Genomic DNA, 23,808 nt, shown 5'->3' with positions numbered 1-23,808 from the left:
GAAGTTGCATGGCGAACGCCAAAATCATGCCAGCGGAAGAGAACTTGATGCGGAACAACCCGTCGACCTTTTCCCAAGATGTGGACCCAGCCGAAACGCAGGAATGGCTTGACTCACTCGACTATGTTCTGGAAGGAAAAGGGGATGACCGCGTTCGCTTTCTTCTCTCAGCATTAGAAAACCGAGCCCACGCACGCGGCGTGGATGTTCCGTTTGCGGCCAATACGCCCTACATCAACACGATTCACGCTTCGGATCAGCCGGCCTACCCAGGCAACCGTGAATTTGAACGCCGCATCAAGAGCATCATCCGCTGGAATGCGATGGCGATGGTCACGCGGGCCAACAAGAACTTTGAAGGCCTAGGCGGTCACATCAGTACGTTCGCCTCGAGCGCGACGCTGGTCGAAGTCGCATTCAACCACTTCCTGCGTGGTCGTGGAAGCGGCTACGAAGGGGACCAGGTTTACTTCCAGGGGCACGCTTCACCGGGGATTTACTCGCGGGCGTTTGTCGAAGGTCGTCTGACCGAAAAGAACCTCGAGAACTTCCGCCGCGAACTGCAGCCGGAAATGGGGCTGTCGTCCTATCCGCATCCGTGGCTGATGGACGAATTCTGGGAATTCCCAACCGTTTCGATGGGTTTGGGGCCGATCTGCTCGATCTACCAGGCTCGCTTCAATCGCTACCTGCACGATCGCGGGCTGAAAGACACCAGCAAGACGCGCGTCTGGGCGTTTCTCGGCGACGGCGAATGCGACGAGCCCGAAACGTTGGGTGCGATCAGCCTCGCTTCGCGCGAACAGCTCGACAATCTGACCTGGGTGATCAACTGCAACCTACAGCGTCTTGACGGTCCGGTCCGTGGTAACGGCAAGATCATTCAGGAACTGGAAGCGGTTTTCCGCGGTGCCGGCTGGAACGTCATCAAGGTGGTCTGGGGAAGCGACTGGGATCCGCTGCTGGAAGCCGACAAGACCGGCCTGCTGGTCAAGCGAATGGAAGAAGTCGTCGACGGCCAATACCAGAAGTACGTCGTCGAGTCAGGCGATTACATCCGCAAGCACTTCTTCGGTAAGTACCCAGAACTGCTGGAACTGGTGAAGAACTACTCCGACGAGAAGCTGCAGAAGCTGACCCGCGGCGGTCACGATCCCGAAAAGGTTTACGCGGCTTATAAAGCGGCGACCCAGTGCAAGGGCAAGCCGACCGTCGTGATCGCCAAGACGATCAAGGGATATGGTTTGGGCGAAGCTGGAGAAGGCCGCAACGTTACCCACAACCAGAAAAAGCTCAACGAAGAGGAACTGCGAGAGTTCCGAACGCGCTTCAGCATTCCGATCTCGGATGAAGAAGTCGTGAAAGCTCCATTCTACCGTCCGCCGGAAGATAGCGCCGAGATGCGTTACCTGAAGAAGCGACGCGAAGAACTGGGTGGCCCGGTTCCGTCTCGCCCAAAGTCGCACCCGACGTCGACGATCCCGACCTTGGAGGAATACAAAGAATTCCTCGGTGGCAGCAAGGGGAAAGAAATGTCGACCACGATGGGCTTCGTCCGCCTGCTTTCCAAGCTGTGCAAGGACCAGAACATCGGTCAGAACATCGTGCCGATCGTGCCGGACGAATCGCGTACCTTTGGTATGGAAGGGATGTTCCGCCAGGTTGGTATTTACGCCCACTCGGGCCAGTTGTATGAGCCGGTCGACTCCGATCAGCTGATGTACTACAAGGAAGCCAAAGACGGTCAGATCCTGGAAGAAGGGATCACCGAAGCGGGTTCGATGTCGTCGTTCATCTCGGCTGGCAATTCGTACTCGCAGCACGGCATCAACATGATTCCGTTCTTCATCTACTACAGCATGTTCGGCTTCCAGCGGATCGGTGACCTGATCTGGTGTGCGGCAGACACGCGTGCCAAGGGTTTCATGATTGGCGGTACCGCGGGTCGTACGACCCTCAACGGTGAAGGTCTTCAGCACCAGGACGGCCACAGCCACCTGAACGCGATCGCCTTCCCAACGGTTCGCTCGTACGACGTCTGCTACGCCTACGAAACGGCTGTCATCACCCTCGACGGGATGAAGAAGCTGTACGAACAAGGCGAAACAGCCATCTACTACATCACCGTGGGTAACGAAAACTACGTGATGCCTGAGATGCCTGCAGGTGCCGAGGAAGGCATCATCCGCGGGATCTACAAGCTGAAGTCGCAAGACGCCGACAAGCCGCGTGCGAAGGTTCAGCTTATGGGTAGCGGGACGATTACCCGCTGCGTGCTCGATGCCGCTGTATTGTTGGCCGAGAAGTACAACATCGCCAGCGACGTCTGGGGCGTGACGAGCTACACCGAACTGCGTCGCGACGCTCAGACGTGTGAACGCTGGAACATGTTCCACCCCACCGAAGAGCCGAAAAAATCGTACATCGAGACGGTCATGGAAGGGGTCGAAGGGCCTTTCATCTCGGCTTCGGACAACGTCCGGGCCTGGGGCGAACAGATCCGTCCTTACCTGCCTGGCAACATGGTTGCTTTGGGAACCGACGGCATGGGCCGCAGCGAAACTCGCGAAGCTCTGCGTCGTCACTTTGAGGTCGATGCCGAGTCGGTGGTCATTGCTACGCTTTACGAGTTGGCTCGCACCGGCGTGATCGAGCGAACCGAAGTCGCTCAGGCGATCAAGGATTTAAATTACGACGCGGAAAAGCCAAATCCATATTTTGCCTAGCGGCATATTGGCAGCATCGTCGGCCGGCCAGACCCCCGGCCGACGACCGCTTTTCCATGCGACTTGAAATACGCATTCCAAGCAAGGTTATTCACCATGTCGATAGACGTACAACTGCCTGATCTGGGCGATGGAATTGAATCGGGAGACGTGCTGGCCGTCCATGTTTCGGTTGGCGATACGGTCGAAAAGGGACAGACCCTGATCGAAATCGAAACCGACAAGGCGACGGTCGACGTTCCCAGCACCGAAGGGGGCAAGATCGCGAAGGTCCATGTTAAGACGGGCGATACCGTCGCGGTTCATGCGCCGATCGTGACGCTCGAAGGTGCAGGTTCCGGTGGTGGAAGCGCTCCAGCCGCTGAACCACCGAAAGAAGAGAAAGCTCCCGAGCCAGAAGCCAAAGAAGAAGCTCCTGAGCCTGCTCCTCCGAAAGAAGATCCCACACCTGCGCCGGCACCGCCGAAGCCAGCTCCGGCGCCAGCAACTCCGCCTCGCATGACCACGCCTCCACCGGTACCCGTTGCCGAAGCACCGTCCGCCGACGACAGCGTACCAGCCGGTCCCGCCGTGCGTCGCTTCGCCCGGGAAGTGGGTGTCGATCTGCGTAACGTGCAAGGCTCTGGCCCCAACGGACGCATCGAGCGGGACGACGTGCTGCGAACGGTTCGCGATCTGAATCAAGGGGGGCCATCGACGAAGTCGGGCACGGCTTCCGCTCCGGCCGCGACGGGTTCGCTGCCATCGCTCACCGGTGAAGCGAACGAGGACAAGTACGGTCCAGTTCGCATCGAGAAGATGAAGAAGATCCGCAAGGTCACCGCCGCTCAAATGAGCAAGAGCTGGACGACCGCCCCGCGGGTTACCAACTTCGACGACGCCGACATCACGGCCCTTGAAGAACTGCGTCAGCAAAGCAAGGACGACTACGCCGAAGCGGGCGTCAAGCTGACTACCATGCCGTTTCTGATCAAGGCCGTTGCCGTTGCTCTGCGTGAGCATCCGGAACTGAACGCCACGATCGACATGGAACAAGAGCAGATCATCTACAAAGATTACGTGAACGTCGGCATCGCTGTCGATTCCGACCGTGGTCTGCTGGTGCCGAACATGAAGAACACCGATCGGATGTCGATTCCGGACATCGCTCGCGGCCTGCAGCAAACGGCTTCTGACATTCGCGGCAACACGTTCGAGATGTCGGCCCTGCAAGGCGGAACTTTCACGATCAGCAACCTCGGCGCGATCGGCGGCACCTACAGCACGCCGATCATCAACGTTCCGGAAGTTGCTATCCTGTTGGTTGGCCGCTCGCGCAAGATGCCGGTCGTCGTGAAAGACCAAATCGTGGCTCGGTTGATGATGCCACTGAGCCTGTCGTACGATCACCGCCTGGTCGATGGTGCCACGGCTCAGCGATTCCTGAACGACGTGAAGAGCCTGCTGGAGAACCCCAGCAAGCTGCTGATGGCTCCTTAGGGTTCCGAGCCTTCATCGATTTACCTACGAACAAGCCCTCTCGCGCAGACAGATTGCGAGGGGGCTTTTTTATGGACGGTGAAGAGCACGACGTTCCAATTCTATGCCACCCAACAGAATGGAGTTCAATCTCCTATTTCTGGTGGTTATAATTGACGCGAATTTAAACCCGATCTTGCTAGTGGGTGATCATGGCTAAGCTTCATATTGTCTGTCCCAGCTGCGGCACCAAATATCCGGTTGCCGACCAGAAGCTCGCCGGCCGGCGAGTGACCTGTAAAAAGTGCTCGCAGAAGTTCGTCGCGGAAATTCAAGGGGCGGCTCCACCTCCGGAGGAAGAGCCCTTGCTGATCCCTGCGAGCGCTCCGGATCCGCTCGGGGATGATCTGTTCGGCGACATTCCGACTTCCGAGCCAGCCCTTTCCGGCCCAGCGCTCGGGACGTTGCCACCGAAGCAAAACAACAGTTCATCCGGTTCGTTTTCTGTCGTGCCTGTGTTACTGGGCATGGCAAGAGTCACAGGCGTAACGGTCGTGGTCGTCATCGCCTTCTCAACACTTTATCCAGTGGCTGGTTCGGGACAGGGAGCGCCTCGGGATCGAGATGTATCCGGTGGCCAATTTGGCCCGGGACCATCGCGAGGTGAAGGGGCATTCGCACCTCCGCGTGGCCCAGGAGGCGCGCGAGATGAAGGAATCTATGTTCCACCACATGATGGCACGAACCAGTCGCAATCCCAACAGCCAGGCCCGCCTCCTCAGGGGCAACCTTTTGGCCCATTGGGTCAAGGGGGGCGCCCGCCGGGTATGCCTGGCGGCCCAGGATTCGGCGGACGAGATCTTGCGAAGGAAGCAATCAGCCGGATGGAGCAGGAGTTTGGCGCGGATAAGCTCGTGCGTCTGGAGTGCGAGTCGATCAGTCGTGAGCAAGCCAAGGAGATTTATGAAATCCTCAAGCAGGAGATGATCGCCCATACCCATGTGCATTGGTTTGATCCTAATATCCGCCAGCGCGTCTTCACGTTTCCATACGACGGTGATGTCCGGGAACTCGCGTCGAAGATCACCTTTGGCGAAGTGGACGAGGTCCTGGTCAGTGAACGAAGGATTCGCTTGAAATCAATTACGCTGCCGTAGGATAGCCGGAGAGCGATCCGGCTTTAGCCTTTCTAATGAAAGCCAGCCCGCTTGTTCAGCAGATCATCAAGACCCCGCAACTTCTCCATCAGCATGCCGCGCTGATGGAGAAGCTTCCCCCTGGCAAGTCGATCGAGTTGGTGCCACAACTGGTTCAAGCTTTCCATGAGCACAAGTTGTGGCCGAAGGATGCGGCCTGCATCATCGCGGTTTGCCGGCCGACGGACGAGCAACTACTTGATCTATTGAAAGATGACGGTGAACGCTGCCAGAAACTAGGCCTCCATATCCTTGCTCGATTGATCGGTAATGAAGATTTCAAGCAGCGCCCCCACCATGCCTTGGCACACGAGGCACTTCGGCTGTTGCAGACGGAGGCGGTTCGACCGAAGCGAAAGCAGTTGAAGCCGTTGAAGGACTGGGCGGAAGCCCATGTCACCGAGATCGACCGCATTAGTCCTCCATAAACTGTCATTGGGAATCGGAGAACAACTCAGTGCTTCTACGTAGTATCTTGGGCCTGATTGCAGGCCTCGCAGTTGCGTTCGTCTTGGTGATCGCCGTCGAACTGTTCAGCGCGGTGGTGCATCCGTTTCCCGAAGGCTTTGGGGGAACGAAAGAAGAGATCTGCGCCCACGTCGAGAAATATCCGGCCTGGGTGTTGGCCGCGGTCGTACCAATGTGGGCGCTGGTCGTGTTTTGTAGCGTGTGGGTTGCGCGGAAGATTGGCGGCCTGGCGACGTCGATCGTCGTTGGGGCGCTGCTATTGGTTGCCGTGGGATTTAACCAATGGATGCTGCCTTATCCCGTTTGGTTTGAAGTGGCGAACTTCGTGGCGTTGCCACTAGCGATGCCGGGTGCGATTCGCTTGGCTCGCCCCACGGTAGTATCTTTGCCGGAAGAGGATGGAGACGAAGAGACTCCCTCACCCTAGCTCTCTCCCTTCGAGGGAGAGAGGACTGGAGATCATTTTTGGGGACGCGCTTCGACTAGGTAAGCGTCCAGCCGTCGGGTAGGCAGGCACCTTTTTCGACGACGGGGATGCCATCGACGATGGTGACCCCTTCCGGATATTCCTTGTCCGGCAGGTTGTCGCTGTTCACCACGCGGACGTTGTTGCCGATGTGGCAATTCTTGTCGACGATGGCTCCCTTGATGACGCTGCCGGAACCGATCTTCATGCGCGGTCGTCCGGATGATTCGTCGGCTTCGGTTTCCATGCGGGTCGCGTAGTAGTCGCAACCCATCAGCACCGAATCTTCGATGGTGACGTTTTCTTCGATGACGCTACGCAGACCAATGACGCTGTTCTTGATCGTGCAACCTTTGCCGATCTGGCAACCATCGGCAATCATGCTGTTGGCGAAATTGCCTTCCATGACCATCGTGGGCGGCAGGAAGCGAGCTCGGGTGAAGATCGGGGCTTCTTCTTCGACGAACTCAAACGGAGGCGTCGGAGCCAACGTGGCGAGGTTCGATTCGTAGAACGCTTTGATCGTCCCGATGTCTTCCCAGTAGCTGTCGAACATGTGCATCTGCACCTTCTTAGCTCGAATGGCGGCCGGGAAGATCTCTTTACCGAAGTCCTGGTAGTCAGTCTTTTCCAGCAGTTCGACCAGCGTATCGCGGTTGAACAGGTAATTGCCCATGCTCGCCAAGCAGTCACGACCGTTCGATTGGATGCCGCGAGCATCAATCCAGGCCGGGTCGGTACGGACGTGAGCCAGTTCTTCCGGCGTCTTGGGCTTCTCAACAAAACCATTCACGCGGCCTGTCTCGTCGATCTTCATGATGCCCAAGCCGCTGGCGTCCTTCGAGTGAACAGGCAGGCCTGCGATCGAGACGTCGGCGCCCGACTCGATGTGCGAGTCGAGCATCTCGCGGTAGTCCATGCGGTACAACTGATCGCCGGAAAGGATCAGAACGTATTCGATGCCGTGCTGCTGGATATAACGCAGGTTCTTACGAACGGCATCAGCGGTGCCTTGGTACCAGTCGGAACCTTCGCTGGCAGTCTGTTGGGCAGCCAGCAATTCGACAAAACCACCGCTGAAGTGATCGAAGCGATACGTCTGCCGGATGTGGCGGTGCAAACTCACCGACATGAACTGCGTCAGCACATAGATGCGATTCATCTGGCTGTTCAAGCAGTTGGAAAGTGGAATGTCGATCAAGCGGTACTTGCCCGCCAGCGGAACGGCTGGTTTCGAGCGGTATTTGGTCAATGGATAAAGCCGGGTTCCACGGCCTCCGCCCAGAACCAGGCAGATGACATTACGCATAGGTCACCTTCTTTCCATGGAAGAAAAGCATTGGGGATATTTCAGTCGGTGGCGTTCGAACGATAACGTGAGGCATCGCGACTACGCAAGCCAATGCGCATCCGCCCACCCGATATTGCCGCAACTTAATGCAATTATTGCGCCGCAACGGATGCGACGCTTACTTTCGATAAAATCCGCGGCGACGCTGTTCGCTGTAGCGTTCCAGGGCTTCGTTGATGATCGGCAGGGCCAACTCAGAAGGAAGGATCTCGTCGACCTCAACCGATTTCCCTTCCAACATCTTGTAGTCTTGGAAGAAGCGCCGCAACATGTTTCGGCGATGATTAGGCAGATCAATCGCTTCATTATAGGAAGAGTATTCCGGATCGGTCACCGCGACGGCGATAATCTTGTGATCAAGCTTGCCGCTATCGACCATCGTCATAAGCCCCACGGCACGTGCGGTGATCAGAGTCAGCGGGGCGACTGGTTCCTGGCACAACACCAGCACGTCGAGTGGGTCGTCGTCTTCAGCCAGCGTTTGCGGCACAAAACCATAGTTGGCCGGATAGTGAACGGCCGAGTAAAGCATGCGGTCCATTCGCAAAAGCCCGGTGTCTTTGTCCAGTTCGTACTTGATGCTGGACCCAGTGGGGATCTCGATGACCGCACAGAATTCCCTTGGGATGTCTTCACCGGGGGTCACGTCGTGCCAAGCGTGCGTCATAGATGCGAATTTTCCTCAAGAGTCAGGCTTTTTTCTGACTCCAATAGGTTTACCAAATTGCCATACGTCGGTCCGGCCTCCGCTATTAGACATAGTCTAACGGAAGCAAATCATTGCTTGTAAGCATCCGTCGTAACTGGCGCCGCGTCAACCGCAGGCAGCGGAGCTAAGTTCATTTCACAACGAAATTCACAAGACGGCCGGGTACGACAATCGTCTTGACAATTTGTTTTCCCTCGAGAAGCTCTTGAACGCGAGCATCCGACTTCGCGAGAGCTTCAAGATCATCCTTCTTAATGTCGGCAGGAACCGTGATACGGCCGCGAACTTTACCCATAATTTGTACGGGTACTTCGATCTCGTTGTCCTTGGTGTACGACTCGACAAACTGTGGCCATGGCTCGTAGGCCAAAGTGTTATCGTGCCCCAATAATTGCCAAAATTCTTCGGCCAAGTGGGGTGCCAAGGGGGAAAGCATCAACGCGAACCACTCCATCGCTTTTTTCGGCCGCGTCGACTCCTTGGTGAAGAAGTTGGTGAACTCCATCAAACGGGCAATGGCCGTGTTGAAGCTGATGTTGTTGAGGTCGTGGGTGACGCTCTTGAGCGTGCGGTGGAGCATCTTGTTCTGCTCTTCGGTGGGCTCGACGTCTTCAATGGCCGCGTTGAGGACCAACTCTTCCGCGTTGTGATCGATGAGCATGCGCCACGCTCGATCAAGAAACCCACGAACCCCCTTCACGCCATCCATTGCCCAAGGCTTGGTGGCTTCGAGAGGGCCCATGAACATTTCGTAAAGACGAAGACTATCGGCACCATAATCACGAACGACGTCATCCGGATTGACCACGTTGCCGCGGCTCTTCGACATCTTATGGGCCCGAGAGTCGACCCGAATGTCGTTGTCGGCGGCCAGGACGAAGCCGTCTCCCTTCTTGAAGACGTCCGCCTCGGTAAGGGCAACCGACTTCACTGGGTTCCCCTTGTCGTCGACGAGCGATCCATCTTCCTGCTTCTTGACGAGGTTGCTGCCGATCCAGGCGCCATCCTCCAATTGGAAGCCCATGTATTCGATCTCGCCCAAGATCATCCCTTGGTTGACGAGCTTCTGAAACGGTTCCGGCGTCGAGACGTAACCACGGTCGTAAAGCACCTTGTGCCAGAAGCGGGAATACAAGAGATGAAGCACCGCGTGTTCGGCACCACCGATGTAAAGATCGATCGGCATCCAAGCCTTTTCTTTTTCGGGATCAACAAAGACGTTGTTGTTCTTTGGATCGATGAAGCGAAGATAGTACCAGCACGAGCCAGCCCACTGAGGCATGGTATTCGTTTCGCGCTTGTATTTCACACCGTCGATCACGGGATAGAGCCATGACTCGTCTGCTTTTTCAAGTGGCGGTTCTGGCCTGCCGATCGGTTTGTAGTCTTCGATCTGCGGCAAGTCGACCGGAAGCTCTTCGACAGGCACGGCGCGGATCTTGCCGGTGGGTTCCCCCTTGTCGTCAAGCTCTTTGAGGATTGGGAAGGGCTCGCCCCAGAAACGCTGGCGACTGAAGAGCCAGTCACGAAGCTTGAAGTTGGTCGCTTCGCGGCCGAGGCCGTTCTGTTCGAGGTCGAGTGCGATCTGCGCTTTCACCTCGCCGGTCTTCATGCCGTTGTATTTGCCCGAGTTGATCGCCACGCCGTCGAAGGTCGCACAGGCCTTGCCGGCAAGGACCGCGTCGCGGTCAATGTCCGACTTGTCGCCGGGATCGACGACGGCAATCACGGGAATGTCGAACTTCTGAGCGAATTCGAAGTCGCGATCGTCGTGCGCCGGAACGGCCATAATGGCCCCCGTGCCGTAGCTGGCAAGGACGTAATCCGCGATCCAGACCGGCACCGGCTGGCCCGTTACCGGATTGATCGCATGCGAACCAGAGAAGACGCCTGTCTTCTCTTTGGCGAGTTCCGTACGTTCCAAGTCGGACTTGAACGCGGCGGCCTGACAGTACTTGTAGACAGCGTCGGCCTGCTCGGCGGTGGTCAACTGTCCGACAAGCGAATGCTCCGGGGCGATGACCATGTAAGTTGCCCCAAAGAGCGTATCGGGGCGCGTCGTGTAAACGCGAAGGACCTCGGTGCCTGGCTTGCGAGGATAGCCGAGTTTCTTCCGCTCAATCTCCCAAGGGGTGTATTCTTCCTGGGTGCCGAGGAAGAAGTCGACTTCGGCACCAACGCTACGGCCGATCCAGTTTCGCTGAAGCTGCTTGATGCTATCAGACCAGTCGAGTGATTCGAGGTCGCTCTCAAGTCGGTTTGCGTAGGCGGTAATGCGGAGCATCCACTGGCGGAGGGGCAATCGCTGAACGGGATGGCCGCCACGTTCGCTCTTGCCGTCGATCACTTCTTCGTTCGCCAAGACGGTACCAAGTTCAGGGCACCAGTTGACCGGGGCTTCGCTGACGTAGGCCAAGCGATGCTCGTCCTGATAATCGCGAATCGCTTCGTCCCCAGCGGCTTTCACATCGTCTGGAATAGGAAGCTCGGCGATGGGGCGGCCTTTGCCGGCGTCGTGGTCGTACCATGTGTCGAAGAGAACGAGGAAAATCCACTGCGTCCAGCGGAAATAGTCGACGTCGGTGGTGGCAATCTGGCGATCCCAATCGTAGCTGAAGCCGAGCATCTTCAACTGGCGGACGAACTCACCGATGTTCTTTTCGGTCGTTTCGCGCGGATGGACGTTGTGCTTGATCGCGTATTCTTCAGCCGGAAGGCCGAACGAGTCGAAGCCCATCGGGTGCAAGACGCTTTTGCCGTTCATGCGGGCAAAACGGCACACGATATCAGTTGCCGTGTAACCTTCCGGGTGTCCTACGTGCAAACCAGCACCACTTGGATAAGGAAACATATCCAAGACATAAAGCTTTTCGCCTTGCGGTATTTCGGGCGTGCGGAAAGTGTGATTCTCGTCCCAGTACTTTTGCCATTTTGGTTCGATCTGGGCCGGGTTGTAGCGAGGCATGGGTGATATCCAGTTGTCTAATTTGCGGTGGTGCCGCAGCTCGGTCTGCTTATAAGTTGGGGCGCTTCGGGCAGGGATCGCCGCAAAATGTTGTTACATAGGGCTTTCCCGCAGTCTCGCGAAGGTAACGATTCTAATGGTCCTCGCGAAAACTGACAATTCAAGGACCCGCTAGGTTCTGCGGAACGTTCGCGCTAAATCGACCACCTGAGTAAAATCTGTACTAGGATTTCGCGAGAATTGCATGTTGCCAGGACGATTACCCTGGTAGACTGCTGGTTTCCCAAAATTTCACCCCCCCAACACAAACCCCTGAATCCTTATGCTTCACGGACGACGTCATCTTCAGCTGGTTGATTCCGAACGCGACGCAATGCGAATTGCCTGTCAGTTCAACGCGCAACTGATGGACTTCGTACGCCCCCATGTCAAAGCTGGCATCACGACCGAAGCCATCGATCGGATGGTGCACGAGTACACCTTGGATCACGGTCACACGCCTGCTTGCTTGAACTACCAGGGCTTCCCTAAGAGCTGCTGTACCAGCATCAACGAAGTCATTTGCCATGGGATTCCGGACAAGTACGAGCTGAAAGAAGGGGACATCGTCAACGTCGACCTGACTTCGATCGTTGACGGCTGGCACGGCGATCAGTCGGAAACGTTCCTCATTGGCGAAGTAAGCCCGGAAGCGAAGCAGGTTACCCAGTGTGCGTTCGATTGCCTGTATCTGGCCATTGACGCGATTTACCCCGAGTGCCGCGTTTCGGAAATCGGCCGGGTAATCGTCGAAGAGGCAAAGAAATACAACTTTGGGGTTGTCGAAGAATTCGTCGGTCATGGGCTCGGACGCCGTTTCCACCAAGATCCGTCGATTCCTCACGTCCCGACACGTGCCGCCCATTCGGTTCGCCTGCTGCCAGGCGTCTGCTTCACGATCGAGCCGATGATCAACATCGGTGGTGCGGCCACTCTGCTCGATCCAACCGATGGTTGGACGGTCCGTACCCGCGACCGCAGCCTGAGCGCCCAGTTCGAGCACACGATCCTCATGACCGAGAACGGTCCTGAGATCCTTTCGGTGACGAAAGATGGTCCGCAGAAGGGACATAAGTTCTAAATCGTGCCGCGATAGCACTGAAATTAATCTTGCCGGCGACGGTGCTTTTTTGGTAATTCCTCGGGCAATGACTCAAGTTCTTGCCTGAGGGATCCGGCTATGTTCTCTTTTCGACCACTTTGCTTGCTGATGCTGGCTGGCATTTGGCCTTGCGCTTCGACGGCTTTGGCCGGTGAGCCTTACAAAGGGCGTGTGACCACCGCGCAGGTCTTTACACGCAGCGGTCCGGGCCAGAACTACTATCCGACGGCCTACCTCGAAAAGAATACGGTCGTGGATGTCTACCGCGAAGATGTCGGCGGCTGGCTGGCCATTCGCCCTACCGAAAGCGAGTTCAGCCTGGTCCGGGCCGAAGACCTTTCATACGGTGACGACCGCCGAATTGCTTATGTGCGGACGGCCGATGCACCCGCTTTCGTGGGTAGTCAAATCAGCGACCAGCACCATATTACGCACGTGAAGCTCGACCAGGACGAACCGCTGGAAGTGCTGGGAATCGTCGAACTTCGCGACCCTGAGACCGGCAAGAAGGAAGCCTTCTATCGCATTGCGCCTCCTGCCGGAGAGTTTCGTTGGATCAACAAGCATTTCGTCGAAGCGATCGGCATTCAGCCGCGCCCGCAGGGACCAACCGTCGATTCGGCCGCCATGGCCGAGTCGATTCAGGATGACCAGTTTTGGAAAGAGAACGAGCAGAAGCTGAGCGTCGTTCGGCCGGTTTCGTTCGACGAAGAAGCCGACAAGCCGGGCGCGACCATCACCGGCGAGCTTCAACCACTGGATGAAATCGGTCCCGGCACCAGTTTGAACCTGATCGAGCTTGAATTACACGTCAGCCGCGAATGCATCAAGCCAGTGGAAGAGTGGAATTTCAAGCCGCTGAAAGATCAGGCCAAACGCCTCATTGTCGAAGGGGAAACGCCGCTGGAGCGGGGTAAGGCCCGATTGCTGCTGGAGAAAATCGAGCAATTCAACGATCTGTACGAGCGCAAACTAGCGGCGAAGGAAGCGATGGCTAATGTATCCCTTCCGCTGAGATCCCCCTTGGTCGGTGATGACGAGCTGGGAGAAGTCGAGCCCTCGACCGACCCGGCCGCTTCGTTCAAAAAAGATGGCGTCGACCCACGCTACGATGGCAAAGGGTGGCTGATGCCGGTCATTACGCGGGCCTCGTCCACCCGAAATCCGAATCAATACACGCCGCCGTTCGCGTTGACCGACGCTCAGGGGAACGTACTGCAGTTCGTCAGTCCTTCGCCAGGGCTGAACTTACGACGATATGCCCGGATGCAGGTCGGTATTTACGGGCAGATTTCTCCGCTGGACCAATACACAAAGCAGCATCTGACGGCGCACCGAATTGTGGTGCTGTCACGGCACGAAAAGAAGTAGCTTTGCGATGAGTGTCATGGCCCAAATGGGCGAATCATGGTCAAATAGTGGGAATTGACAGGCCATTTGGTTTCGGTCTGTCTGCTTGACGAATTCTCACTGAAAGCCAGCATGAGCGAAGACGGTTCCCCCAGCGCCACTCTTGAAGATGCCCTGCAGAAGTATGGGGCCCCGCTGCCCGCTGAAATCCGCGACCAACTTCAGCGGTACATCGACGCGCTTTGGGAGATCAACAAGTCGCTGAATCTCACGCGGCATACCGACTACGACAAGTTCGTCGCCCGTGATCTGATCGACAGCCTGGCATTGGCAGGGCAGTTGAAGCCGAATGAAGAAATCCTCGACATGGGAAGTGGCGGGGGAGTGCCTGGCATTGTGATCGCGATCCTTCGTCCTGACGTTCGTGTCACGCTGTGTGATTCGGTGGGCAAGAAGGCTCACGCGATGCAAGCCATCGTTGAACAGCTCGACCTGGAGGTTCCCGTTTACCACAATCGAGCGGAAGAGATCCTGGAAGACCTCAGCTTCGACGCCGTCGTGTGTCGCGCCGTTGCGCCGATGAAGAAACTGCTGACGTGGTTGGATGGGCATTGGCTGGCTGCTGGCCGACTGTTGACGATCAAGGGTGGCCGTTGGCTCGAAGAAGTGAAAGAAGCCCGTCATCATGGTGTGACTAAGGGAGTTGAGATCCGCAACGCCCACGAATACGAGACGCCCGGCAATGATCACCCCAGCGTGATCGTGAAAGTTTGGCCGAAAGGCCGCAAAGAGCCTTAAGCCCGTTCAACTTACGGCCGATTAGTGTCGTTGTTGATATGAGTTACGACCCGTATAATCAGACGATTCTCTCCTGGCTTCCCCAGGCAGTAGAGAGAAACCGCCCCCAGCGTTAGTTGGCCCCACGCAAAATGGCCAAGCTACCTAACTTCAACCCACAGCGATTGATTGATGTCCGGTTATCAGATTACGCATCTCAAACAGCTGGAAGCAGAGAGCATCCACATCATCCGCGAGGTCGCGGTCGAGTTTGAGAACCCGGTGATGTTGTATTCCGTCGGAAAAGATTCTTCCGTCATGGTTCAGCTGGCGTTGAAGGCCTTCTACCCGGCAAAGCCACCGTTTCCCTTGATGCATGTCGATACGACGTGGAAGTTCAAGGAAATGATTCAGTTCCGCGAGGATTACGCTCGCAAGGAACTGGGACTCGATTTGATCGTGCACATCAACGAAGAAGGCAAGAAAGTCGGCATCGATCCGTTCGAGGACAGTGTCCGTCACACCGACTTGATGAAGACGGTCTCGCTGAAGCAGGCACTCGACAAGTACAAGTTTGACGCTGCATTCGGTGGTGCTCGCCGCGATGAAGAGAAGTCGCGAGCCAAGGAACGAGTTTTCTCGTTCCGTGATAAGAACCACCGCTGGGACCCAAAAAATCAGCGTCCCGAGTTGTGGAACCTGTACAACACCAAGGTGAACAAAGGGGAAAGCATTCGCGTGTTTCCTCTTTCCAACTGGACGGAACTCGACGTCTGGCAGTACATCCACTTGGAAAAGATTCCGATCGTGCCGTTGTACTACTCGGCCAAACGCCCCGTCGTTTGGCGAAACGATATGTGGATCATGGTTGACGACGACCGCATCAACCTTCAGCCAGGCGAAAAGGTGGAAGAGAAAATGGTTCGGTTCCGCACGCTCGGCTGCTATCCGCTGACCGGTGCCGTGGAATCGGAGGCCGACACGCTTCCCGAAATCATTCAGGAAATGCTTCTGACCACGACGTCCGAACGCCAAGGACGCGCAATCGACAAAGATCAGGGCGCCTCGATGCAGAAAAAGAAGGAAGAGGGTTACTTCTAACGCTCGAGGCGAGTGTTCAGTTTTCAGTTTTCAGTTTTCAGCAAAGAGAAGAAGACTGAATCGTTGTGAAGGCTGGACCGCAAATCCTACTGAAAACCGAACACTGAACACTGAAAACTAGACTCATGTCTCACAAATCTGACCTGATCGCGACCGACATTCACGCTTATCTCGCTCAACACGAGAAGAAGGAACTGCTGCGGTTTTTGACGTGCGGCAGCGTCGACGACGGGAAGAGCACGCTGCTAGGCAAGCTTTTAATCGAATCGAAAGCGGCGTACGAAGATCAGTTGGCGGCGATCGAAAAGGAATCGGCCACGCACGGTACGGTCGGCGGCGAGATCGACCCGGCCTTGTTGACCGATGGTCTGAAAGAGGAACGCGAGCAGGGCATCACGATCGACGTGGCCTATCGTTACTTCTCGACCGCCAAGCGAAAGTTCATCGTTGCCGATACTCCAGGGCACGAGCAATATACCCGCAACATGGCTACTGGCGCTTCGACCGCCGACTTGGCCATCATTCTGATTGATGCTCGCCAAGGAGTACTGACCCAAACCAAGCGGCATAGCTTCATCACGTCGCTGCTGGGGATTCGCCACATTGTGGTCGCCATCAACAAGATGGACCTGGTCGACTACAGCCAGGAAGTGTTCGAGAAGATCAAGCAAGATTACATCGACTTTGCCGCGAAGATGTCGGCCGACGACGTTCACTTCATTCCACTCTCGGCCCTCAAAGGGGACAACCTGGTCGAGAAGAGTGCGAAGATGCCATGGTACGAAGGTGCCACGCTGATGCACATGCTCGAGAACCTGTACATCGGTTCCGACCGCAACCTGCAAGACTTCCGCTTCCCGGTGCAACTGGTCAACCGGCCCGACCTGAACTTCCGTGGTTTCTGCGGCACCGTCGCCTCAGGCACGATTCGCCCCGGCGAAGAAGTCATGGTCCTTCCGTCCAAGAAGACCAGCAAGGTGAAACGCATCGTCACGATGGATGGCGACGTCGAAGAAGCCTATCCGCCGATGTCGGTCACACTGACTTTCGAGGATGAAATCGACTGCAGTCGTGGTGACGTCATCGTACGTCCTGGGAACCGTCCGAAAGTCGACAGCAAGTTCGACGCGATGGTGGTTTGGATGTCCGAAGAACCGCTGGTGCCTGGCAAGCAGTACTTCGTTAAACACACCACCAAGATGATGAATGGGACCGTTTCGCGGATTCGCTACAACGTCGACGTGAATACACTCCATCGCGAAGACACGCCGGCCCTCAAGCTCAACGAAATCGGCCGCTGCAGCATCAAACTGAATCAACCGGTTTGCTTCGATCCGTACGCGAAAAACAAGACGACCGGGGCGTTCATTCTGATCGACTACATGTCCAATCGTACCGTGGGTGCCGGTATGATCATCGATCGCGATGCCAGCGACACCGACGAGCTGTGGGACGTCGAAGGGGACGAGACCTTGCAGAGCACCAAGGGGAACGTTTCCGCCGACGAGCGAGCGGCCCGCTTCGGTCAGAAGCCGGCGACCGTGCTGCTGACCGGTTTGACCGGTGCCGGCAAGACGACGATCGCTTACGCTCTGGAGCGTCGTCTGTTCGACGAAGGCAAGACGAGCGTCGTGCTCGACGGGCAAAACCTGCGCCGCGGTATCAGTAAGGATCTGGGGTACACGGCCGAGCAGCGCAGCGAGAATCTGCGTCGCGGCAGCGAGATTGCCCGAATGCTGAACGATTCGGGCATGCTCTGCATCGCGGCCTTCCTGGCACCAAACGCCGAAGTTCGCCAGCGAGCCAGCGAAGTGGTTGGTACCGATCGATTCCTGACCGTTTACCTTTCGGCTCCGATCGAAGTTTGCCGTCAGCGAGAAGACTCCGGCATGTACGCCAAAGCCGACAGCGGCGAGATCGCCAACTTCCCGGGGGTCAGCTACGAATATGAAGTCCCTGAGAGTGCCGACCTGGTACTTCCCACGCACGAGCTAAGCGTAGACGAGTGCGTCGACAAGATCTACGAACTGCTGCAATCGCGCGGGTTGATCGACTAAGGCCGCGGCGCGGGATTCCACAGATTGTCGCCTTGGTGTGAACCGTCTAAAATTCCGGTGCCTTGATACCTCCGGAGCCGACCCTCATGCCCAGCCTGACGATTGAAAACTATGTCAAAGCGATCTATCAGATCGCGCTTCAGACACCGGAAAAGGCGGCCTCGACCGGTGAAATTGCGATCGCCCTGCAAGTTTCGCCCGGCACCGTCACCAGCATGCTGAAAACCCTCAGCGAGACCGGTCTGGCATCGTACACCAAGTACGAAGGGGTTCGCCTAACCGAGAGTGGCCGCAAGCTGGCGCTACGTGTGCTGCGTCGCCACCGATTGATTGAACTGTTCTTAGTTCACACGCTCGACCTTGCCTGGGACGAAGTCCACGAAGAGGCCGAGAATATGGAACATGCCGTCAGCGATTTTCTGGTCGACCGCATCGATCAGTTTCTGGGGTACCCTTCGTCCGATCCTCACGGTGACCCTATTCCTACGGCGGATGGCAAGATTCGCACCGAGCAAGGCGTCAAGCTCACCCAGTGGGAGCCTGGCAAGTCGTTTCGGCTGGTGCGCGTGATGGATCAGAGCTCGGAGTTCTTACGCTACCTGAGCGAAGAATCGCTGCAGCCAGGCTGCGAAGCCAAGTTGCTTACCAGTCGAGCCGAAGCGGGGATCGTCACCATCGAAATCGAAGGCCGCATCACGGCATTGGGGTTGGAAGCGGCCGAAAAGTTGATGGTGACGGCGGTTAGTTAAACCCCCGGCGTGCTCGGTGGCGGCGTCATGGCCGGTTGATGCCCCAGCGAGCGGCGGACCATGGTTAGCTGACCGCTATGTAAACCTTCGTGCCAGATAGCGGTCTCGAATACCTGGCCATAGTCAGCCAGGAAGTCAGGGGTGCCATCCGGCGTTTTCTTAGCCAGGTCGTCGTCACTGAGCGATGCGAGAATCTCGAGAAGCACTTTGCGGCGCTCGTCCATGTAGCCGCGCACTTCTTCAACCGGGGGATAATCTTCCAGTTTGGGTGAGGGTGTCGAGCCGAGACCGAACATCTCTTGGTAGTGCTCTTTCGCCACGGCCTTCTCGGGGGCCAAAAGCGAGATAAAGAAGTTATCGGTCGTGGCCATATGACCAATAAACCATAGGGCATGGTTGCTTTGATTGCAGATCTGCGCCACCCAGTCTTCAGTTTTCTGAAAGTCGGCCAGGATTCGTGTCGTAAAGCCGCGGGCCGATTCAAGTTGATGTTGTAGACGCTCAATCATGGACATGATGTCTCTCCTGGGATTGGGACTAGCTGGGACGATCTAGGGAAGAGCCTGCACTCCGGAGTATTTCCAAGAAACACGCAACTTGCTCGTCGCTGTAACCGCCGAAGAAGTCCTCGTGAACTTTTTCCTGTAACTTCATGATGACGGGCTTGAGTTGCTCCACGGTTTCTTTCCCCTGTGGCGTCAGGTAGATCCGGAGAGCGCGTCGATCGGCTGGATCGCGCATGCGGCGAATAAGCTTCGCTTTCTCGGTGCGATCAAGCAGGCCGGTCATGCTGCTGGCATCCAATTGGACCTCTTCGGCCAATTCGCTTGGCTTTTGTCCGTTACGACAAGCCAGGCAAGAAAGCATAAACAACTGGGCTGGGGTGACTTCGTACGCTGCCAAACCTTCGGCGTAAATTCGCGAAATTTTTCGCATCGCCACGCCCAGATGAAAGCAGAGCAGATCGTCCTTTTTCCAATTCATTCGGAAGATATTTAAAAAGAGGATGCCGCGCACCCACCATTCTAGCGATGGGCGAATGCGGGGTAAAAGCAAATCAACGGGGAAGGTTTCAAACTAGCGCCAGACTAGGTGGGACGCACCGTGACGACGACTCCCTTGAACGCTGGTGTCTTCGACTGGGGATCTGCCGTGCGGGAAACAAGGGTGTTGGCCTCGGGGTAATACATCAGGGCGTTTCCAGGCTTGATATCGGTAAACTCGTGGACGACGAAACCATCAATCTGGCCAATGCTTGACTGGATCGTTACCTTTTGCCCGGCTGTTACGCCGAGACGCTTGCAGTCGTCGGGATGAAGCACGATGACGTCGCGGCGGTCGATGCCACGGTAAACATCATATTCCTCGTACACCACCGTGTTGAACTGTCCCTCACTCCGCACGGTCATCAACCGAAGTTCGTTTTCTCCGGTCCCTTTCAGTTCGGGGATCTCGTGATGGTGCAGAATCAAGCGTCCGCTAGGCGTGGGGAACTGGGGTGTGTGGAAGGTTCGCCCGTCGATCTGGAATTCCTTTTTGGTTTTGTCGATGTCGGCGATCTTTTCAAAGCCAGGCACGACCTTGGCCAGGGCGGCACGAATTTTGTTCGTATCTTGCATCGACTTCCAATCGATCGGCGTGCGATTCTCGAGAACCCCTTCGCCGATCGAAGCAATCACATCGACCTCACCCCGCGGGCCTTCCAAGCGTCGTGGTCCTCCTTCCGACATGCGAACGTAGTTGAACATCGATTCCTGCGTCGATGGGTAAGGCTCTTCGTCACGGGCCAACACCGGCAGAATGATCGTTTCCTTGGCCAGGCCATGCGCGTGACCGGTGTTGAGCGTCGTGCTGAGGTAGACCATCGTTTCAAGGCGTTGGATCGACTCCGCGGCAAATGCCAGATCGGGATTGCTGCCGTAAAGGTTGCCACCCAGGCAGAGGCCCATCTTCAGTTTGCCGGCGTGAGCATCCTCCATGCATCCGAGCGTATCGAGCCCTGGCGTGGTGGGGAGCTGAACGCCGTATTCCTTTTCGAGACCATCGAAGATGGCTTGCTTGAGCGTGGGAGTAACACCGACCGAGCCAATCCCTTGCACGTTGGAATGCCCGCGAATGGGCATCAGGCCGCAACCAGGTTTTCCGACCATTCCGCGCATCGCGGCCAGACCGGCAATCGCCTGAACGTTATTCACACCGTGCGCATGATGCGTGATACCCATCGTCCAGCTGAAGATGACGCGTTTGGCTTTGATGTAACGTTGGGCAATATCCTCGACCTGAAGCTTGCCCACGCCGGACTTCGCTTCGATTTCTTCCCAGGGAAGCTGCTGCAGGAAGTCGATCCACTCGGCCGTGTTCTCGCAGTGGTTATCGAGGAACTCCTGGTCTTGTCCACCTAGTTCCAGGACCCGCTTGGCGATGCCGTAGAGCAGGGCGAGGTCGCCTCCAATGTCTGGCTGAACGTAGAGCGTCGCGATCTTCGTACCGAATAGCAGGCTGATCGGATCGCTCGGCACGCGGAAGTTGACCAGGCCGGTTTCAATGACCGGATTGATGACGATCACCTCGCCACCGCGGCGGCGAACTTGTTTGAGCGTCGACATCAACCGCGGGTGATTGCTGGCCGGGTTGCCGCCGATCAAGAACACCAGGTCGGCGTGCTCAACGTCTTCCAGTACGATCGTCGCCGTGCCACTGCCGACGGTACTTGCCAGCCCAACGCCACTGGCCTGATGACAGTAGTAGCTGCAATTGTTGACGTTATTGGTGCCATACAGGCGCGCAAATAGCTGCAGCAGAAAGCCGGCCTCCATGCTGCTGCGGCCACTGAAGTACCAGAAGGTTTCGTCGGCGGCGAGCGACTTCAGCTTGTTGATCACGCGGCCCAGGGCATCTTCCCAAGAGATCGGACGATAGTTCTGCTGCCCTTCCTCCCACAGCATCGGCTGCGTCAGGCGACCGGCGTGCTCCATCTGATAGGGAGTGAACTTCTTCAGCTGGGGGATGCTATAATTCTTCCAGAAGTCTTCGGGAATCCCACCTTGCATGTCGGCGGCCATGGCCTGCATCGACTTTTTGCAGACTTCCGGGAACGAGCCTTGCTCGTTGACCATGCCTCCCTTTTGGCCGCCCATGCCCAGGGCGCACGTCTTGCACGCGTTCTTACTCCGCATGGCTTTCCAAAACTTCCAATAGCCGCCCGCCTCGCGCGCTTTCTGAAAGGTGTATCGGATCGCTTGCCAGCCGCCGCCACTGGTTGGCTTTTTCATATCGGGTCATCCTGAATGAGTAAGAAGGGCAAGGAGCAATTCTTTCGATATTCTCCTGAGAATTACCATTCTAGCAGATCGGGCGAATTGCGAAATGTCGATGCGCAAATCTCAGGCCCGTATGATCGTCGGGGGCAAAGGCGAGCAATTGTTATGTTGCTCGCCGACTTCCCAGACCTCATGACGGGCCTTGTTTTCAATGATCGAATAGGCGGTTATTCGGAAGCGACGTTCACGTAAACCTTCAGCGCCGAATTGTCCTCGACAAGCAGTCGCATCATTTCGGCGTAATTGTCCAAGCCATTAACCGGGTTGGTCAGAATCTTTTCCACGACGCCAGGGTACATCATTTCGCCCAGGGCCAGATCCTTGATCCCCATCTCGAAGTGGTCGCGGTTGGCGTTCACGCTACCCAAGAGCAGCTTATTGCCCAACACCCATTCCAGGTTGATCTTCGAGGTAGGCAGTTCGTGCTTGTCACTGTCGCCGGTAACGCTGGTGAAGACCAACACACCGTTCAGGCCCAGGTACTTCATGCTCTCGAAAGCAATGATACTGCTACCCGTGGCGTCGACGATGACGTCCGGTCGGCCGGTCTGTTTGACCAGTTCGTCCAGGTCGGTGGTCTTGGTGCTGACGTAGTTGGCTTCCATCCCTTCGGTGATCTCTTGCTTGAGATGCGGGCCGGGGGAACGGGCAATCGTGCTGACCTGCAGACCGCGAAGACGGAGGCAAAGCGTGGTGAGCAAGCCAATCTGACCGGCGCCCATCACCCAGGCCACCTTCGGGCTCCAGACTTTCATGCGACGCTGCACTTCGTACGCTTGATGAACGGCCTTGGCGGCGCAGCTCATCGGCTCCATCAGAACGTGCAGGTGCGTCAGACCCTGCGGGACGCGAATGATGTAGTCTTCTTCGTCGACAAACTTCTCGGTGAGGTAACCATGCAGCAGGTTGATGCCGCGTTCGTAGTAGGTTTCCTCGCTGGTCATGTCGTAGGTGCCGATCTTATCGTAGATCGAACCACCGGGACGACGAACCGTAGCGGTAACGTAGTCGCCTGGCTTGAAGCGTGTGACGTTTTCGCCGACCGCTTCGACGATGCCGAACGACTCGTGACCGATGACCATGAATTCGTCCCCTGGAGGGGCGTTGCCGTAGAGGGCTTCGTTAATTTCTTTGTCGGTCGCATCGACCCCAACTTTAAGCACCTTCACCAGCACGCCCTTTCCGTTGGGGAACTGATCGAGGGAAGGTTCAGGAATATCACGAAGATGAACGCTGTTGGGGGTCCCGGGGTTAACCGCAATCGCCTTCATAAGGAGCCGACTCTTCAGGATAGTAGGGTGAATGGTTGGACGCGTTTTTGCGTTAAAGCAGCGTAATTTACCATAATGCCCACCTTAGAGGAATCGGGGCGACCACATGAAGTTCAATTCCGTTAGTGAACTTTGTACGCTGTCAAATTGTCCTGCATCTTAGTTGGTTGGCATCAAAGTAACTCTACTTTTCGGGGGAATTATGACGGAACCTGCACCCTTTCAGCGTTACCTGGACCTGGCTCCTGAGCAGAACTGCGAGATCGCACTCCAGATTCAACACGAGCAGGAACTCCCCAAATTCCAGCTGGTTTCGGAAGACCAAGCGTGCATCGTCCATCCCCCGTATCAGTGGACCATTAAAGAGGTCGTCGGACACTTGAGCGATACCGAACGTGTATTCGCCTATCGAGCGTTAAGGTTTGCACGAGGGGACGCCACGCCACTGCCCGGTTTCGATCAAGATGCCTACATGTTGACGGCCAACTTTAACGATCGACCGTATGAAGAGCTGGTACAAGAACTGAACTTGGTACGGCAAGCGACGGTCGAGCTGTTTCGCACGCTGCCCGAAGAGGCCTTCGAACGCGAAGGGACCGCCAGCGGATATCAGTGGACCGTGCGGAATCTAGGCCGCTGCTGCGTGGGGCATGTGCGGCATCACTTAGAGATCGTGCAGCGACGCGTTAGTTCCGCTTAATAC

At 56.5% G+C, this 23,808-nt stretch carries 19 protein-coding genes; 12 read left to right on the top strand and 7 right to left on the bottom strand.

The genetic code is table 11. From position 1 onward, the window contains the following. The first annotated feature begins 26 nt into the window (after nt 1-26). From aceE to Pan97_RS14715, 5 genes are all read left to right on the top strand, one after another. Nucleotides 27-2,726, top strand: a complete 2,700-nt coding sequence (gene aceE / locus Pan97_RS14735) for a pyruvate dehydrogenase (acetyl-transferring), homodimeric type (RefSeq protein WP_391529989.1) — start codon at nt 27-29, stop codon at nt 2,724-2,726. Between the two features lie 96 nt (nt 2,727-2,822). Next, nucleotides 2,823-4,205, top strand: a complete 1,383-nt coding sequence (locus tag Pan97_RS14730) for a 2-oxo acid dehydrogenase subunit E2 (RefSeq protein WP_144973779.1) — start codon at nt 2,823-2,825, stop codon at nt 4,203-4,205. A 191-nt stretch (nt 4,206-4,396) separates the two neighbouring features. Beyond that, nucleotides 4,397-5,341, top strand: a complete 945-nt coding sequence (locus tag Pan97_RS14725; protein ID WP_144973777.1) for an MJ0042-type zinc finger domain-containing protein — start codon at nt 4,397-4,399, stop codon at nt 5,339-5,341. A gap of 35 nt (nt 5,342-5,376) precedes the next feature. Continuing rightward, a complete protein-coding gene (locus Pan97_RS14720; protein ID WP_144973775.1) occupies nt 5,377-5,808 on the top strand; it encodes a hypothetical protein in 432 nt (143 codons plus the stop codon). Nucleotides 5,809-5,837: 29 nt separating this feature from the next. Then, entirely contained in the window at nt 5,838-6,275 is a 438-nt protein-coding gene (locus Pan97_RS14715) for a hypothetical protein (protein ID WP_144973773.1), read from the top strand. Nucleotides 6,276-6,330: 55 nt separating this feature from the next. Here Pan97_RS14715 and Pan97_RS14710 read toward each other — a convergent pair whose 3' ends face one another. The 3 genes from Pan97_RS14710 to leuS all read right to left on the bottom strand — a co-directional run bounded on the left by Pan97_RS14710 (nt 6,331) and on the right by leuS (nt 11,339). After that, complete coding sequence (locus Pan97_RS14710) at nt 6,331-7,623, bottom strand: glucose-1-phosphate adenylyltransferase (RefSeq protein WP_144973771.1); 1,293 nt, start codon at nt 7,621-7,623, stop codon at nt 6,331-6,333. A 160-nt stretch (nt 7,624-7,783) separates the two neighbouring features. Beyond that, entirely contained in the window at nt 7,784-8,332 is a 549-nt protein-coding gene (locus Pan97_RS14705; RefSeq protein WP_144973769.1) for an inorganic diphosphatase, read from the bottom strand. Between the two features lie 172 nt (nt 8,333-8,504). Next, a complete protein-coding gene (leuS, locus tag Pan97_RS14700; RefSeq protein WP_144973767.1) occupies nt 8,505-11,339 on the bottom strand; it encodes a leucine--tRNA ligase in 2,835 nt (944 codons plus the stop codon). Between the two features lie 322 nt (nt 11,340-11,661). Between leuS and map the strand changes: the two genes are divergently transcribed. The 6 genes from map to Pan97_RS14670 all read left to right on the top strand — a co-directional run bounded on the left by map (nt 11,662) and on the right by Pan97_RS14670 (nt 18,514). Further along, nucleotides 11,662-12,459 carry a type I methionyl aminopeptidase gene (map, locus tag Pan97_RS14695; RefSeq protein WP_144973765.1) on the top strand — a complete coding sequence of 266 codons (798 nt, stop codon included), beginning with the start codon at nt 11,662-11,664 and terminating at the stop codon, nt 12,457-12,459. Between the two features lie 99 nt (nt 12,460-12,558). Beyond that, complete coding sequence (locus Pan97_RS14690) at nt 12,559-13,851, top strand: SH3 domain-containing protein (protein WP_144973763.1); 1,293 nt, start codon at nt 12,559-12,561, stop codon at nt 13,849-13,851. Between the two features lie 111 nt (nt 13,852-13,962). Then, nucleotides 13,963-14,628 (top strand): 16S rRNA (guanine(527)-N(7))-methyltransferase RsmG, encoded by a 666-nt coding sequence (gene rsmG / locus Pan97_RS14685; RefSeq protein WP_144973761.1) that lies wholly within the window; start codon nt 13,963-13,965, stop codon nt 14,626-14,628. A gap of 171 nt (nt 14,629-14,799) precedes the next feature. Next, nucleotides 14,800-15,708: a sulfate adenylyltransferase subunit CysD gene (gene cysD, locus Pan97_RS14680; RefSeq protein ID WP_144973759.1), complete on the top strand. Its 909-nt coding sequence runs from the start codon at nt 14,800-14,802 to the stop codon at nt 15,706-15,708. Between the two features lie 125 nt (nt 15,709-15,833). Next, nucleotides 15,834-17,765 carry a sulfate adenylyltransferase subunit CysN gene (cysN, locus tag Pan97_RS14675; protein WP_144973757.1) on the top strand — a complete coding sequence of 644 codons (1,932 nt, stop codon included), beginning with the start codon at nt 15,834-15,836 and terminating at the stop codon, nt 17,763-17,765. An 86-nt stretch (nt 17,766-17,851) separates the two neighbouring features. Further along, on the top strand, nt 17,852-18,514 hold the full coding sequence (locus tag Pan97_RS14670; protein ID WP_144973755.1) for a metal-dependent transcriptional regulator: 663 nt from the start codon (nt 17,852-17,854) through the stop codon (nt 18,512-18,514). Here Pan97_RS14670 and Pan97_RS14665 read toward each other — a convergent pair. From Pan97_RS14665 to Pan97_RS14650, 4 genes are all read right to left on the bottom strand, one after another. Continuing rightward, entirely contained in the window at nt 18,511-19,029 is a 519-nt protein-coding gene (locus Pan97_RS14665; protein WP_144973753.1) for a DinB family protein, read from the bottom strand. The genes Pan97_RS14670 and Pan97_RS14665 overlap by 4 nt on opposite strands. A 22-nt stretch (nt 19,030-19,051) precedes the next feature. Further along, complete coding sequence (locus Pan97_RS14660) at nt 19,052-19,498, bottom strand: MarR family winged helix-turn-helix transcriptional regulator (protein ID WP_144973752.1); 447 nt, start codon at nt 19,496-19,498, stop codon at nt 19,052-19,054. A 104-nt stretch (nt 19,499-19,602) separates the two neighbouring features. Continuing rightward, nucleotides 19,603-21,786, bottom strand: a complete 2,184-nt coding sequence (locus tag Pan97_RS14655) for an FdhF/YdeP family oxidoreductase (RefSeq protein ID WP_144973750.1) — start codon at nt 21,784-21,786, stop codon at nt 19,603-19,605. Between the two features lie 215 nt (nt 21,787-22,001). After that, the gene (locus Pan97_RS14650; RefSeq protein ID WP_144973748.1) at nt 22,002-23,105 is read right to left on the bottom strand and encodes a glucose 1-dehydrogenase; all 1,104 of its coding nucleotides are present in this window, start codon (nt 23,103-23,105) and stop codon (nt 22,002-22,004) included. 202 nt (nt 23,106-23,307) lie between these two features. Between Pan97_RS14650 and Pan97_RS14645 the strand changes: the two genes are divergently transcribed. After that, nucleotides 23,308-23,805, top strand: a complete 498-nt coding sequence (locus Pan97_RS14645) for a DinB family protein (protein WP_144973746.1) — start codon at nt 23,308-23,310, stop codon at nt 23,803-23,805. The last annotated feature ends 3 nt before the right edge of the window (nt 23,806-23,808 follow it).

The sequence above is a fragment of the Bremerella volcania genome (genome assembly GCF_007748115.1).
Taxonomy (GTDB): domain Bacteria; phylum Planctomycetota; class Planctomycetia; order Pirellulales; family Pirellulaceae; genus Bremerella; species Bremerella volcania.
This window is presented reverse-complemented; position numbering and strand designations above follow the sequence as displayed.

Bases quoted from the DNA above. Each gene is read 5' to 3' on its own strand.
- aceE (WP_391529989.1), top strand. From the start codon at position 27: ATGCCAGCGGAAGAGAACTTGATGCGGAACAACCCGTCGACCTTTTCC.
- Pan97_RS14730 (WP_144973779.1), top strand. From the start codon at position 2,823: ATGTCGATAGACGTACAACTGCCTGATCTGGGCGATGGAATTGAATCG.
- Pan97_RS14725 (WP_144973777.1), top strand. From the start codon at position 4,397: ATGGCTAAGCTTCATATTGTCTGTCCCAGCTGCGGCACCAAATATCCG.
- Pan97_RS14720 (WP_144973775.1), top strand. From the start codon at position 5,377: ATGAAAGCCAGCCCGCTTGTTCAGCAGATCATCAAGACCCCGCAACTT.
- Pan97_RS14710 (WP_144973771.1), bottom strand. From the start codon at position 7,623: ATGCGTAATGTCATCTGCCTGGTTCTGGGCGGAGGCCGTGGAACCCGG.
- Pan97_RS14705 (WP_144973769.1), bottom strand. From the start codon at position 8,332: ATGACGCACGCTTGGCACGACGTGACCCCCGGTGAAGACATCCCAAGG.
- leuS (WP_144973767.1), bottom strand. From the start codon at position 11,339: ATGCCTCGCTACAACCCGGCCCAGATCGAACCAAAATGGCAAAAGTAC.
- map (WP_144973765.1), top strand. From the start codon at position 11,662: ATGCTTCACGGACGACGTCATCTTCAGCTGGTTGATTCCGAACGCGAC.
- Pan97_RS14690 (WP_144973763.1), top strand. From the start codon at position 12,559: ATGTTCTCTTTTCGACCACTTTGCTTGCTGATGCTGGCTGGCATTTGG.
- rsmG (WP_144973761.1), top strand. From the start codon at position 13,963: ATGAGCGAAGACGGTTCCCCCAGCGCCACTCTTGAAGATGCCCTGCAG.
- cysD (WP_144973759.1), top strand. From the start codon at position 14,800: ATGTCCGGTTATCAGATTACGCATCTCAAACAGCTGGAAGCAGAGAGC.
- cysN (WP_144973757.1), top strand. From the start codon at position 15,834: ATGTCTCACAAATCTGACCTGATCGCGACCGACATTCACGCTTATCTC.
- Pan97_RS14670 (WP_144973755.1), top strand. From the start codon at position 17,852: ATGCCCAGCCTGACGATTGAAAACTATGTCAAAGCGATCTATCAGATC.
- Pan97_RS14665 (WP_144973753.1), bottom strand. From the start codon at position 19,029: ATGTCCATGATTGAGCGTCTACAACATCAACTTGAATCGGCCCGCGGC.
- Pan97_RS14660 (WP_144973752.1), bottom strand. From the start codon at position 19,498: ATGAATTGGAAAAAGGACGATCTGCTCTGCTTTCATCTGGGCGTGGCG.
- Pan97_RS14655 (WP_144973750.1), bottom strand. From the start codon at position 21,786: ATGAAAAAGCCAACCAGTGGCGGCGGCTGGCAAGCGATCCGATACACC.
- Pan97_RS14650 (WP_144973748.1), bottom strand. From the start codon at position 23,105: ATGAAGGCGATTGCGGTTAACCCCGGGACCCCCAACAGCGTTCATCTT.
- Pan97_RS14645 (WP_144973746.1), top strand. From the start codon at position 23,308: ATGACGGAACCTGCACCCTTTCAGCGTTACCTGGACCTGGCTCCTGAG.